Source organism: Streptomyces sp. NPDC054842 (assembly GCF_053611025.1).
This window is the reverse complement of the sequence record NZ_JBSGZN010000019.1, coordinates 138865-151316: the sequence shown is the minus strand read 5'-3', so window position 1 is coordinate 151316 and position 12452 is coordinate 138865. Positions and strand designations below refer to the sequence as shown.

Here is a 12452-nt window from a genome sequence, read left to right as displayed (position 1 = left end):
GCCGGAGCGAAAAAGCTCCGGCGGGCCCGGCAACAGCACTACCTGAGTGGAGTCCTGTCGGTCAGAGCCGGCCGCCACTGAGACGCGAGAGCGGTCCGCGCTGCCGCAGTCCGGCGCGGCGGCCGAGGGTGTAGGAGCAGAGGACCACGGTCGCGGTACCCGCGCCCGCGGCGGCCGCCACGACCTTCCTGGCCTTCAGGAGGGTCAGGGCCAGCCCGGCCTTGCCGACCGTCTGCTGAGCGGCCGACGTGACGGTGCCCTGCACCGTCTTGGCCGCCACCCGGGCCTTCTCCGAAGCCGCACCGCCGATGCCCGCCAGGACTTCCTTGCTGCCGCGGCCCGCGGCGCCGGCTGCCTCGCCGGCACTCTTCGCCGCTTCGGTGGCGGACTGCTGTGCCTCCTTCGCCGGTGCCGAGGCGTTGTCGGTCACGGCCTTCTTCGCCGCTCGCGCGTTCGCCGTCGGCGACTGTCCGTTCGTCGTCTTGTTGCTTGTTCCAGCCATACCGCTCGGTTATCCGGCCCTTCCCTCGGCAAACCGGTAACGCCCAACCCGCTGTCGGCGGCAGCCGCGTTGACCGCATCCGCCTTCCTCCCGCCGCACGTCGCAGCGACACCGGCAGGTGCCACCACGGGCCGAGAGCGGAGACGGCGGCGGACCCGCATCCTCCGTCGGCGGGCCTACATGCGGTGAGCATTTGCCTAAAGGTGTTAGGCAAATGCATAATCGTCTTCGACACGTAAGGGGACCGCATGGTGCGCGCAGGGGTGACGACCGAACGCCTGACCCGGGCCGGGGCCGAACTGGCCGACGAGGTCGGCTTCGACCAGGTGACCGTCTCCGAACTCGCCAGGCGGTTCGACGTGAAGGTCGCGAGTCTGTACTCGCATGTGAGGAACTCTCAGGACCTCAAGACCAGGATCGCCCTGCTGGCCCTGGAGGAACTCGCCGACAGGGGCGCCGCCGCGCTGGCCGGCCGTGCGGGCAGGGACGCCCTGAGCGCCTTCGCCAACGTCTACCGCGACTACGCCCGTGAGCACCCCGGCCGCTACGCGGCGGCGCAGCTGAGGCTCGACCCCGAGACGGCCGCCGCGAGCGCCGGAGTCAGGCACGCCCAGATGATGCGGGCGATCCTGCGCGGTTACGACCTCACGGAAGCCGACCAGACCCACGCCGTCCGGCTGCTCGGCAGTGTCTTCCACGGGTTCGTCACGCTGGAGGCGGGCGGCGGGTTCAGCCACAGCGCTCCGGACTCGCAGGAGTCGTGGTCGCGCATCCTCGACTCCCTCGACACCCTGCTACGGAACTGGACCGCCCCCTGACTCGCCCTTGCCGGCTCGCCCTTGCGCGCCGGCCGCACCCCAACGCGCCACCGCCCTGCCGGACCGGACCGGCGCACCGCCCTCAGCACCAGGTTGAAGCCATGAGCTCCGAGCACGACCGGACCACCACGACCGTCACCACAGCTGTCACCGAGGACCTGCTGCGCGGCGCCCTCGACCTGGAGCGCACCGAACACGGCGCCCTGCCGCACCGGTTGCCCGCCCGGGCCCGCGCCCAGTGCGCCGACGGGCAGTTGGCCCTCGCGGAGGCCCAGCCGTCCGGTGTGCGGCTGGTGTTCCGCACCCGCGCCACCGTCGTGGAACTGGACACCCTGCGCACCAAGATGGCCTACCGGGGTGCCCCGCCGCGCCCGGACGGCCTGTACGACCTGCTCGTGGACGGCCGGTTCGCGGGGCAGGCCAGTGTGACGGGCGGCAACGTCCGGCTGGTGGACATGGCCACCGGGACAGTCGAGACCCGGCCCGGTCCGGTGGGTACCGTCCGGTTCTCCGGTCTGCCCGACCGGATGAAGGACGTGGAGATCTGGCTGCCGTACAACGAGATCACTGAGCTGGTCGCCCTGCGCACCGACGCTCCGGTCGAGGCGGTGCCGGGGAACGGGCGCCCCGTGTGGCTGCACCACGGCAGCTCCATCAGCCACGGCTCCGACGCGGCCGGCCCGACCTCGACCTGGCCCGCGCTCGCCGCCTCACTCGGTGGCGTGGAGCTGATCAACCTCGGCCTCGGTGGCAGTGCCCTGCTCGATCCGTTCACGGCCCGTGCGCTGCGGGACACCCCGGCGGACGTCATCAGCGTCAAGATCGGCATCAACCTCGTGAACACCGATGTGATGCGGCTGCGGGCCTTCACCCCGGCCGTGCACGGATTCCTCGACACCGTCCGCGAGGGGCACCCCACCACTCCGCTGCTCGTCGTCTCGCCCGTCCTGTGCCCGATCCACGAGGACACCCCCGGACCCAGCGGCCCCGACTTCACCGACCTCGACCAGGGCCGACTGCGGTTCCGGGCCCTGGGCGACCCGGCGGAACGGGCGGCCGGGAAGCTGACCCTCACCGTCATCCGGGACGAACTGGCGCGCATCGTCGAGCAGCGGTCGGCCGAGGACCCGCACCTGCACTACCTGGACGGCCGCGAACTCTACGGAGCGGAGGACTTCGCCGAGCTGCCGCTGCCCGACGAGCTCCACCCCGACGCCGCCACCCATCGCCGCATGGGTGAGCGCTTCGCCGCCCTGGCCTTCGGTGCCGGGGGAGTTCTCGCGGCGGACGGTCACTGACCGCGCGGCCGATGAACTCCGGTCGACGCGTGAGCAGTTCGGAGTCCGACCTCGGGGCCGCCGCGCCTCGCGTGTCTAGGCGTGGAAGCCGTTGCACAGTACCGAGGTGTACTTCGTGGGCCCGCCTTCGACGTGGTACAGCACCACGGTCCAGTCGCCCCTGTCGTCCCCGACCGGGATGGCGTCCAGGGTGCGCTTGCCGAAGTGGGCCTGAAAGTCCCCGGGATAGTCGAGTTCGATGGTGCCGCCCGAGGACCAGCGCGAGTAGATGTCGACGGGCTTGCTGGTGAACCCGATGCCCTCGGCATCCGACCGCAGGGGCCGGCCGGTGACCCGGTCCGTCTCGTGCGGGGGCCGCACGCCCACCGACACGTAGTACGGCGCCGGCCGCTTTCCCTTTCCGGCGGACGTGGGGCGCAGTGACACCGAGGCGGTGTCGGAGCCCGTCGTATGGGACACGGAGGACCGCAGGTCCATCGGCGGCGAGGAGTCGGCGAGTCGGCCGAGGTCGCAGCTCCCGATGCCCTGAGCGGCCTGGGCAGGATCGTCCGAGAGAGCCCAACGGTCCCGCGAGACACGGTCGTTGAGGATGTGGTCCGGTGGTCGAGCCGCCGCCGGGCTGCCGGACGTCGTCGGCGTGGAGGCGGTGACGTCGCGCGCAGGTGTCGCCGAGGCCCCGTCGCGGTCGTCCCGGTCGCCCCGGTCGGGGAGCAGCAGCCACGTCGTCACCGGGACCGCCAGCGCCACCGCGCACACCGCCAGCCAGGGCGTACGCCTGGTACGGCGTGCCCTGCGCGCGTGATGACGTTCGGGACCGGGGTCGCCGTGGGGTTCCGTGCCGGACGGCTCCGAACGTCCGCTCGCCGACGTCGGTCCGGTGGCGTCCCGCACCGTGGGACCGGCTGCCGACGCGTCCGTCATGTCCGCAGGCGCTGGTGACGTCGGTCCGCCCGGCACCCGGTCGGCCTTCGCACGCGGTGCGTCATGGTGTCCGGAGACCATGCCGGCCGTCGTGCGCGGTGAGTCCGGTGCCGCGGATTCCGGCCGGGGCGCCGGCCGCCTCGGGGACGAGACGTGTCCGCCGGTCCGTGGCTCCGGCCGGGTGGACGGTGACGTCGTCCGCTCGCCGGACCGCTGCGGCGGTGGGAGCACGTGCCCGGGCAGGGAGGTGTCGTCGCGGGCCACCGCGCGGTAGTGGGCGTCCGCGGCCAGCGGGGAGTCCACGTCGCATGCGGCGATGACGGTGGGCAGGTCCGGCCGGTCCCTCGGGTCCTTGGCCACGCACCGCCGGATCAGAGCGGCCAGGCCGGGCCGGACCCCGGTCACATCGATGTCCTCGTGCACCGTCCGGTAGCTCACCGCCGCCGCGTCGCCCGCGCCGTACGGGGGCCGGCCGGTGGCCGTGAAGGCGATCGTCGCCCCGAGCGCGAACACGTCCGCCGCCGGCCCGACCTCGTTGCGGAGCAGGACCTCGGGCGCCGCGTAACCCGGTGTCCCCGGCGCCATCCCGTCGCGGGTGAGCACCGTCTGTTCGAACCCGCGGGCGATACCGAAGTCGATCAGCTGCGGACCCTGCGGCGCCAGGATGACGTTCTGCGGCTTCAGGTCCCGGTGGGTGACGCCGTGGACGTGGACCGCTGCCAGCCCCTCCGCGAGGGCGGCGAGCAGGCGCGAGGCGCTCTCCGCCGGGAACGGGCCGCCCGCGCGCACGGCGTCGCGCAGCGTGGGCCCCGGCACGTACTCGGTGGCCAGCCAGTACGGGGGCTCGTCGAGGGACGCCTCGATCAGCTGGGCCGTGTAAGCGCTGCGCACCGTCTCCACGGTCGCCGCCTCCCGGCGGAACCGGGCGAGTGTCTCGGGGTGATCGCTGATCTCGTCGCGAATCACCTTGACGGCCACCAGACGCCCGCCGGGCGACCGCCCCAGATACACCTGCCCCATGCCGCCCGCCCCGAGCCGGGCGAGTATCCGCCAGGCGCCTATGCGTGCGGGGTCCTGCGGTCGCAGCTCATCCACGCGCCCGACTCTGCCACACCTGATCACGGAAGAAGGGCTGTCCGGCCACGAAGCCCGCCCACCAAGGCGCACCCCCGCACCGACGGTGCGTCCACGGGCGCAGAGGCCCGCCTCGCACCCCGCCCACGCCCCGGCCTGCGGCGCGTCCGAACCCGCAGGTGGGCGATACTCGACGTATGAAGCCCAGCACGACGTCCAGGAACGGCGCGACCGCGATCCGGCGGGCCGTCGCCCGGGACGCCAAGCGGCTCACCAAACTCGTACGCGGGTCGCGCGCCTACCAGGGGCAGTACGCGGCGATGGTCGCGGACTACCGCGTCGGACCCGACTACATCGAGGCGCACCGCGTCTTCGTGGCCGTCGCCACCGACGACCCCGCCGGTCCCGTCCTCGGGTTCTACTCGCTCGTCCTCGTCCCGCCGGAGCTGGACCTGCTGTTCGTCGCGGACGGCACGCAGGGGCGCGGCATCGGCAGGTTGCTCGTCGAGCACATGAAGGCCGAGGCGCGCGCCGCCGGACTCGACCGCGTGCATGTGGTGTCACACCCCCCGGCCGAGGGGTTCTACCGCACCGTGGGCGCGCTGCACACCGGGACCGCGTCCGCGAACCCGCCCGCCGTCGCCTGGGACCGGCCCGAGCTGGAGTTCCGCATCACGTGACCGGAACCGGGGCGCCCACCCGTCCCGCGGAGAACACCCACCTCACAGGACGGGCGAACGGGCCCTCAACGCCCCCGCCGTGACGCGCGGTTGCACCGGACCGCCCCCGGCCCGCCGGTGAGGGACGATCCCGGGGGTAACCGCTCGGCATGACTGTTTACGGATTGCACGCCTCGCACGAACAGATACCGCCCGCGGATCTGCTCGACGCCGTGGTCCACGCGGAGCGCGCCGGCTTCACCGCCGCCATGTGCTCCGACCACTTCTCGCCGTGGAGCGTCCGCCAGGGGGAGTCCGGCTTCGCCTGGTCCTGGCTCGGAGCCGCCCTCCAGGCCACCGGCCAGATCCCCTTCGGCGTGGTCAACGCACCCGGCCAGCGCTACCACCCGGCGATCATCGCCCAGGCCGTCGGCAGTCTCGCGTCCATGTACCCGGGCCGGTTCTGGGTGGCGCTCGGCAGCGGTGAGGCGTCCAACGAGCACATCACCGGCGCGGGTTGGCCCCGCAAGGACGTCCGCAACGCCCGGCTGCGCGAGTGCGTCGACGTCATCCGGGCGATGCTGCACGGCGAGGAGGTGAGCCACGACGGACTGGTGACCGTGGACAGGGCCCGGCTGTGGACCCTGCCGCCCGCCGTGCCGCCGCTGATCGGGGCCGCGTGCAGCACGGCCACCGCCGCCTGGTGCGCCGAGTGGGCCGACGGCCTCATCACGGTCAACGCCCCGCCCGAGCGGCTGCGCGAGATCGCCGGCGCCTACCGGGACGCCGGAGGCCGCGGACCCCTGCATCTCCAGGTGCACCTGAGCTGGGCCCCCGACGAGGAGGAGGCCCTCGCGCTGGCACACGACCAGTGGCGCACCAACGTCCACGCGCCTCCGGCCAGTTGGGACCTCGACTCCCCGGAACTCTTCGACATCGTCAGCGAGCACGTCACGCCCGAGCAGGTCGCCGGCACCGTCAACGTGTCCTCGGACCTCGGCCGGCACACCGCCTGGCTCCAGGAGTACGCCGAACTCGGCTTCGACGCGGTGATGCTGCACCACGTGGGCCGCGAACAGGCCCGGTTCATCGACGCGTTCGCCGCCGAGGTGCTGCCGCGGCTCGACGTCACCCGTCCGCTGCCCGCCACCGCCAAGGAGTACCGATGCGTCTGACCCGCACCTCCGACCTGTGGTGGAAGAACGCGGTCGTGTACTGCCTGGACGTCGAGACCTACCAGGACGGCAACGGCGACGGGATCGGCGACTTCGCGGGACTCACCCAGCGCATCGACCACCTCGTGCGGCTCGGCGTGACGTGCGTCTGGCTGATGCCCTTCTACCCGACGCGGGAACGCGACGACGGGTACGACATCACCGACTTCTACGGCGTCGACCCCCGGCTCGGCACCCTCGGTGACTTCACGGAGTTCGTCCGCACCGCCAAGGACCGCGGCATCCGCGTGATCGCGGACCTCGTCGTCAACCACACCTCCGAGGACCACCCCTGGTTCAAGGACGCCCGCTCCAGCCGGGACGCGGCCCACCGCGACTGGTACGTGTGGCAGGACGAGCCCCCCGAGGACGGACCCGAGGGCGTGGTCTTCCCCGACGCGGAGGACAGCCTGTGGGAGTACGACGAGGGCAGCGGCCAGTACTACCTGCACCGCTTCTACAAGCAGCAGCCCGACCTCAACGTCGCCAACCCCGCGGTGCGCGACGAGATAGCCCGCGTCATGGGGTTCTGGACGGAGCTGGGGCTCTCCGGGTTCCGGGTCGACGCGGTGCCGTTCCTGCTGGAGACGGACGGGCAGGACGACGCCGGTGAGCTGCCCGACCCGCACGAGTACCTCGCCGACCTGCGTGCCTTCCTGGGGCGCCGCAACGGCGAGTCGGTGCTGCTCGGCGAGGTCAACCTGCCCTACGACGGTCTCGCCCGCTTCTTCGGCGACCCCGCCTCCGACCGCGGCGACGAGCTCACCATGTGCTTCGACTTCGTCGGCATGCAGCAGATGTACCTGTCGATGGCCCGCCAGGACGCCGGTCCGCTGGCCGCCGCGCTGCGGGACCGGCCGGCCGCCCCGCGCGACGCCCACTGGGCCACGTTCGTGCGCAACCACGACGAACTCACCCTCGACAAGCTGAGCGACGACGAGCGCGCCGAGGTCTTCGCGTGCTTCGGCCCGGACAAGGACATGCAGCTGTACGACCGGGGCCTGCGCCGCAGGCTGCCGCCGATGGTCGACGGCGACCGGCGCCGCGTCGAACTCGCCTACAGCCTGCTGTTCACCCTGCCGGGCACCCCGGTGCTCTTCTACGGCGAGGAGATCGGCATGGGGGAGAACCTGGCCGTCGAGGGCCGCCAGGCCGTACGGACACCCATGCAGTGGACGCCGGAGGCCGGCGCCGGCTTCTCCACCGCCGAACCGGAGCACTTCCCCAACCCGCTGGCCGAGGGCGAGTTCGGACCGCGGAAGGTCAACGTCTACGAGCAGAGCCGCGACCCCGGCTCCCTGCTGAGCCGCATCCGGCTGTTCACCGAACGCTACCGGGAGGCCCCCGAGCTGGCCTGGGGCGACTACCACCTCGTGGAGACCGGGGAGCCCGCCGTCCTGGCCCACGTCGGCTGCACCACCGACGGCAGGGTCCTGGCCCTGCACAACTTCGCGGGCCGCCCGGTCACCGTACGGTTCGAGCTGCCCGAGGCCGGACCCGGAGGACGGCTGACGGACCTCCTCGACGGGGAACACGCCGGCCTCACCGTGCCCGACGACGGGCTCCTCCGTGTCGAGCTGCCCGCCTACGGGTACCGGTGGCTGCGCGTCGGTACTCCGGCCGACGACCCCGAAAGGGTCGCTTCCGACTGACACCGCGCCCGCCGGGAAAGTCTCCTCAAGTGATCGGGGACCCCGGCGGCCGGCAGGCCGGCGCGCGGTCGGTCCGAGAGCACGGCACGACCCGGCCCATACGCTCAGCTCATCGCAAGGAGAACCCGGTGGACTCAGCCCGTACCCGCACCTCCTGGTGGCGTGACGCCGTCATCTACCAGGTGTACCTGCGCAGCTTCGCCGACGGGAACGGCGACGGGACAGGTGACATCGCCGGGCTGCGCCGGCGCCTGCCCCACCTCGCCGGGCTGGGCGTCGACGCGCTGTGGATCACCCCCTGGTACCCGTCGCCGATGGCCGACGGCGGGTACGACGTGGCCGACTACCGGGACATCGACCCGGTGTTCGGCACGCTCGACGAGGCGCAGGCCCTGCTGGACGAGGTCCACGGGCACGGCCTGCGCCTGATCATCGACATCGTGCCCAACCACACCTCGACCGCCCACGCCTGGTTCCGCCGGGCACTGGCCGAGGGGCCGGGGTCCGCCGCCCGGGAGCGCTACATCTTCCGTCCGGGACGCGGCCCCCGGGGCGCGGAGCCGCCGAACGACTGGCGCAGTGTGTTCGGCGGCTCCGCCTGGACGCGGATCACGGAACCCGACGGCTCGCCCGGCCCCTGGTACCTGCATCTGTTCGCCCCCGAGCAGCCCGACCTGAACTGGGACGACCCGGAGGTGCGCGCCGAGTTCGAGTCGGTCCTGCGCTTCTGGTTCGACCGCGGTGTGGACGGGGTCCGCATCGACGTCGCGCACGGGCTGGTCAAGGCGCCCGGGCTGCCCGACCTCGGCTCGCTGGACGGCAAGCTGCTGGAGGGCGCCCACCGCGAGGACCACCCGCACTGGGACCGCGAGGAGGTCCACGAGATCTTCCAGGGCTGGCGGGCCGTGGCCGACACCTACGACGAGCCCCGGGTCTTCGTCGCCGAGGCGTGGACGGGCGCCCCGGAGCGGCTGGCGCGCTACGTCCGCCCCGACGAACTCCACACCGCCTTCAACTTCGACTCCCTCATGACACCGTGGCGCCCCGACCGGCTGCGGCGGGTGATCGACTCGTCCCTGGGCGCCCTGGGCCAGGTCGCCGCCCCCGCCACCTGGGTGCTCTCCAACCACGACGTGGCCCGGCACGTCTCCCGTTACGCGCGCCCCCAGCCGGACGGCCCGCTGCGCTCCCTGTCCGACCTCAGGGGTCCGGCGGACCTTGACCTGGGCACCAGGCGGGCCCGTGCCGCCGCGCTGCTCACCCTCGCCCTGCCCGGCAGCGCGTACCTGTACCAGGGTGAGGAACTGGGCCTGTGGGAGGTGGAGGACCTGCCCGAGGACCTGCTCCAGGACCCGACGTGGCTCCGCTCCGGGCGCACCGACCGCGGGCGCGACGGCTGCCGGGTCCCGCTGCCGTGGCAGGGGGACACCCCGCCTTTCGGCTTCGGCCCCGAAGGGAGCAGGGCGCGGACGTGGCTGCCGCAGCCGGAGGCGTGGAAGTCGCTGACGGTGGCGGCCGAGGAGGGGGACCCGTCCTCGATGCTGGAGCTCTACCGCGAGGCGCTGCGCGTCCGCCGCGCCGAGCCGGCCCTCGGCGACGGCACGCTGTCCTGGGAGAGCGCGCCCGACAGCACGCTGCTGGACTTCCGCCGCGCCCCCGGCTTCCGCTGCGTCGTCAACTTCTCCGAGGAGCCGGCCGCGCTCCCGGACCACGGCACCGTCCTGCTGGCCAGCGGGCCTCTCCACGACGGGCGCCTTCCGTCCGACACGGCGGTGTGGCTGAAGGACTGACACAAGGTGGCCCTCGGGGCGGGCATGGCCCGCCCCGAGGGCCAGAGCGCGATGTGGGCGTGGCGCCCGAGGATCAGGGCGCACACGAGACGCCGTCGGACGCGCCGCCCGGCGGACGTCCAGGCCCGTTCCCCAGCGCGCTCAGGCCGACCGAGGGGCCCGGCAGTGCCCCAGGGCCGGACATCAAGTCCCCCCAGTGACGCGGGCGTTCGGTCAGGCCGCCGCCGCGTACGCCGCCGCGACGGCCGTGTCCACGCGCGCGTGGACGACCAGCCGGGCGCCCTCGGGGTCGGCTCCGGCCTCCAGGCGGCGGCGGGCGGGCGCGTTGTCGGCGGTGACGGACACCAGGACGCCGAGGTGGGCACAAGCCTGGTGCGCCTCCACGACGGCGTCGACGGTGGCACCGGCGGCCGCCGGCCCCTCCAGCACTATCACCACGGGGAACGGCTGGTAGGTGTGCACGAGGTCGCTGATGTGCGCGGCGAGCGCCGCCTTCTCCTCGGTGTCCGTCGCGGCGCCCGGCGTGATCAAGAGAACGCCGCGCTCGATGGTGTGGGAAAGCAACACGACCTCCCGGTTCAGCCCGTCCACTGGTCCGTCCTCGGCGTTGCGGGTGCCCGTTCCGGGACTCGCCATGCCCACCGGCTTCCGCGGGAGATCCGTCAAGAACCGATTGGCCGTCGTCGGGGAGGCGTCAAGGGCGGTTACGAGAAGCAGCACGAGCCCCCGGCTCGCCTGCGTGCTTCAACACAAGGCGCCCTGTCCGTCGCCCGGGTCCGGCGGCTCACCGACGAGCACACCGAGGGCCGCACCCTCGGCTGCATGGGTGAGCCGCCGCACGCCGGCGTCCTCGAACTCCCGGCGTTTGAAGGGGCGTTGACGGCTGACGACCAGTCAGCTCGCCGCCGCGGTCTCGGCGAGCTTCTGGAACTCCCCGAGGTCGTAGTTCGCCAGCGCCGAGTCCAGGTTCGTCAGCGCGCCGACGTGCTCCACGAAACCCTTCGGGTCGAACTCGATCTGCAGCGTCACCCTGCTCGACGTCTCGCTGAGCCGGTGGAAGGTGACGACACCGGCGTGGTGGACGCCCTCGGTGGTCCGCCAGGCGATCCGCTCCTCGGGGATCACCTCGGTCAGTTCCGCGACGAAGTTCTTGTCGGCGCCCGGAAGGGACAGCTGCCAGGCGAAACGCCGTTCGTCGAGCGGTTCCACGATGCGGACGTGGCTGAGGAACGACGGCCACCTGGTCACATCGCTCCACAGCGCCCAGGTGACGGCCACCGGGGCTTCGATGTCGACGGCTTCCACCAGGGAGGCGGACATGCGGCACCTCTTTCTCGACCGGCCCGCCTGCGGTCCGACGGGACCCGTAAGCCCCCGGCTACCCGTAGCCGGGGTGCTCACACGGCCCCGCCGCGTCATCCGGCGGGCGCCGCGGTCGCCTCCGGCGGAGGGTCGCTGAGGAGCTGCGTGAGCCAGTACGCGCTCTCCTCCGAGCCGTCGGTGTCGGCGGCGCCCTCGGCCACGCCGGCCGGGGTGGGGAACAGGCGGATCCAGGACGCGGCCCGGCCGAGGGCGCTCAGCCGCCATGCCGGCTCCACGGCGCGCCGGAGGTCGGCCGTGGTCCGGCCCGGCCCCGTCCACGGTTCGAGGTAGGCGTCCCGGAGCCGCGGCAGCACCTGCGGCCCGTACCGTTCGGCGGCGCTGCGGGCGGCGACCGGCAGGCTGCAGAAGGGGTGCGAGACGGCCGCGTCACCCCAGTCGAAGAAGACGAACCGCCCGGGCTGCGGACGGAACAACTGGCCGTCGTGCAGGTCCGAGTGGTCGAGGGAGTCGGCGATCCCGAGGGCCGCGAGCTCCGCGCACCACTCCTCCAGACGCGGGCGGAGCCTCTCGAGCCTCGCCCGCTCGTCCGGCGCCGCCGGGGAGGCGGCGGCGAGGAGCCGGTCGAAGACGTCGGGCAGGGCGGAGGTGCGGGCGCTCGGGACACCCAGCGCCTCCATCTCCCGGGTGTGCCCGGTCAGGGTGCGCTGCATGGCCGCGTACTGACCGAGGAACTCCTCCCACGCCCGCGGGCCGGCCGCCTCCCGGTCGAGTACGTCCCTGAACGGTTCGCCCCCGTCGGGCAGCAGCGACCAGCCCCGCTCGGCGTCGACCGCCAGCGGCTCCAGCACCTGCCCCGGCACCCAGCGGGCCAGCGACACCGTCAGAGCGCCCTCGAAGGCACCGGCCGGAGGACTCGCCTTGAACCACACGGCGCCGTCCCCGCCGACGGGGAGGCGGACCAGAACGGACCACGGCCGCAGCCGAACCGTCAACTGCCCGTCCACCGGCAGGCCATGGGCGTCCAGGCGGTCCCGCACCCAGTCCAGGGCCCCCTGCCGCCAGGCTTCCCGCTCCCAGGGAGTCACCGCGTCCTGGTACCGCCCCCGGTCCACGACCGCCACCTCGTACGCCATCGCGCCATCACAGCAGCGCGCCGGACGAGGTGCCACCGCATTTCCGGTGGCCGCCCCGGCCGGCCGGT

At 73.1% G+C, this 12452-nt stretch carries 11 protein-coding genes; 6 read left to right on the top strand and 5 right to left on the bottom strand.

Features of this window, described 5'->3' with window-relative positions; translation table 11 throughout:
- Positions 1-61: 61 nt before the first annotated feature.
- The gene (locus ACWGIS_RS17570; RefSeq protein WP_355796098.1) at positions 62-502 is read right to left on the bottom strand and encodes a hypothetical protein; all 441 of its coding nucleotides are present in this window, start codon (positions 500-502) and stop codon (positions 62-64) included.
- 248 nt (positions 503-750) lie between these two features.
- On the opposite strand from ACWGIS_RS17570, the gene ACWGIS_RS17565 reads away from it, so the two are divergent.
- Together ACWGIS_RS17565 and ACWGIS_RS17560 are read left to right on the top strand one after the other, a co-directional pair.
- Complete coding sequence (locus ACWGIS_RS17565; RefSeq protein ID WP_453363311.1) at positions 751-1320, top strand: TetR/AcrR family transcriptional regulator; 570 nt, start codon at positions 751-753, stop codon at positions 1318-1320.
- Between the two features lie 101 nt (positions 1321-1421).
- Entirely contained in the window at positions 1422-2618 is a 1197-nt protein-coding gene (locus ACWGIS_RS17560; RefSeq protein ID WP_453363310.1) for a GDSL-type esterase/lipase family protein, read from the top strand.
- Between the two features lie 75 nt (positions 2619-2693).
- On the opposite strand, the gene ACWGIS_RS17555 is transcribed toward ACWGIS_RS17560, so the two are convergent.
- Positions 2694-4634 carry a protein kinase domain-containing protein gene (locus ACWGIS_RS17555; RefSeq protein WP_453363309.1) on the bottom strand — a complete coding sequence of 647 codons (1941 nt, stop codon included), beginning with the start codon at positions 4632-4634 and terminating at the stop codon, positions 2694-2696.
- Between the two features lie 176 nt (positions 4635-4810).
- On the opposite strand from ACWGIS_RS17555, the gene ACWGIS_RS17550 reads away from it, so the two are divergent.
- From ACWGIS_RS17550 to ACWGIS_RS17535, 4 genes are all read left to right on the top strand, one after another.
- A complete protein-coding gene (locus tag ACWGIS_RS17550; protein ID WP_453363308.1) occupies positions 4811-5293 on the top strand; it encodes a GNAT family N-acetyltransferase in 483 nt (160 codons plus the stop codon).
- Between the two features lie 149 nt (positions 5294-5442).
- Positions 5443-6447 carry a TIGR03885 family FMN-dependent LLM class oxidoreductase gene (locus ACWGIS_RS17545; RefSeq protein WP_453363307.1) on the top strand — a complete coding sequence of 335 codons (1005 nt, stop codon included), beginning with the start codon at positions 5443-5445 and terminating at the stop codon, positions 6445-6447.
- Positions 6438-8138 carry an alpha-amylase family protein gene (locus tag ACWGIS_RS17540; RefSeq protein WP_453363306.1) on the top strand — a complete coding sequence of 567 codons (1701 nt, stop codon included), beginning with the start codon at positions 6438-6440 and terminating at the stop codon, positions 8136-8138. The genes ACWGIS_RS17545 and ACWGIS_RS17540 overlap by 10 nt, the downstream gene beginning before the upstream one ends.
- A 128-nt stretch (positions 8139-8266) precedes the next feature.
- The gene (locus ACWGIS_RS17535) at positions 8267-9928 is read left to right on the top strand and encodes a glycoside hydrolase family 13 protein (protein ID WP_453363305.1); all 1662 of its coding nucleotides are present in this window, start codon (positions 8267-8269) and stop codon (positions 9926-9928) included.
- 213 nt (positions 9929-10141) lie between these two features.
- On the opposite strand, the gene ACWGIS_RS17530 is transcribed toward ACWGIS_RS17535, so the two are convergent.
- From ACWGIS_RS17530 to ACWGIS_RS17520, 3 genes are all read right to left on the bottom strand, one after another.
- Positions 10142-10564 (bottom strand): hypothetical protein, encoded by a 423-nt coding sequence (locus ACWGIS_RS17530; RefSeq protein ID WP_453363304.1) that lies wholly within the window; start codon positions 10562-10564, stop codon positions 10142-10144.
- A gap of 258 nt (positions 10565-10822) precedes the next feature.
- Positions 10823-11248: an SRPBCC family protein gene (locus ACWGIS_RS17525; protein WP_453363303.1), complete on the bottom strand. Its 426-nt coding sequence runs from the start codon at positions 11246-11248 to the stop codon at positions 10823-10825.
- A gap of 95 nt (positions 11249-11343) precedes the next feature.
- Entirely contained in the window at positions 11344-12384 is a 1041-nt protein-coding gene (locus ACWGIS_RS17520; protein ID WP_453363302.1) for a phosphotransferase, read from the bottom strand.
- Positions 12385-12452 lie beyond the last annotated feature (68 nt).

Excerpts from the sequence above, each read along its gene's own strand:
- ACWGIS_RS17520 (WP_453363302.1), bottom strand. The coding sequence starts at position 12,384 with ATGGCGTACGAGGTGGCGGTCGTGGACCGGGGGCGGTACCAGGACGCG.
- ACWGIS_RS17560 (WP_453363310.1), top strand. The coding sequence starts at position 1,422 with ATGAGCTCCGAGCACGACCGGACCACCACGACCGTCACCACAGCTGTC.
- ACWGIS_RS17570 (WP_355796098.1), bottom strand. The coding sequence starts at position 502 with ATGGCTGGAACAAGCAACAAGACGACGAACGGACAGTCGCCGACGGCG.
- ACWGIS_RS17525 (WP_453363303.1), bottom strand. The coding sequence starts at position 11,248 with ATGTCCGCCTCCCTGGTGGAAGCCGTCGACATCGAAGCCCCGGTGGCC.
- ACWGIS_RS17530 (WP_453363304.1), bottom strand. The coding sequence starts at position 10,564 with ATGGCGAGTCCCGGAACGGGCACCCGCAACGCCGAGGACGGACCAGTG.
- ACWGIS_RS17545 (WP_453363307.1), top strand. The coding sequence starts at position 5,443 with ATGACTGTTTACGGATTGCACGCCTCGCACGAACAGATACCGCCCGCG.
- ACWGIS_RS17550 (WP_453363308.1), top strand. The coding sequence starts at position 4,811 with ATGAAGCCCAGCACGACGTCCAGGAACGGCGCGACCGCGATCCGGCGG.
- ACWGIS_RS17565 (WP_453363311.1), top strand. The coding sequence starts at position 751 with ATGGTGCGCGCAGGGGTGACGACCGAACGCCTGACCCGGGCCGGGGCC.
- ACWGIS_RS17540 (WP_453363306.1), top strand. The coding sequence starts at position 6,438 with ATGCGTCTGACCCGCACCTCCGACCTGTGGTGGAAGAACGCGGTCGTG.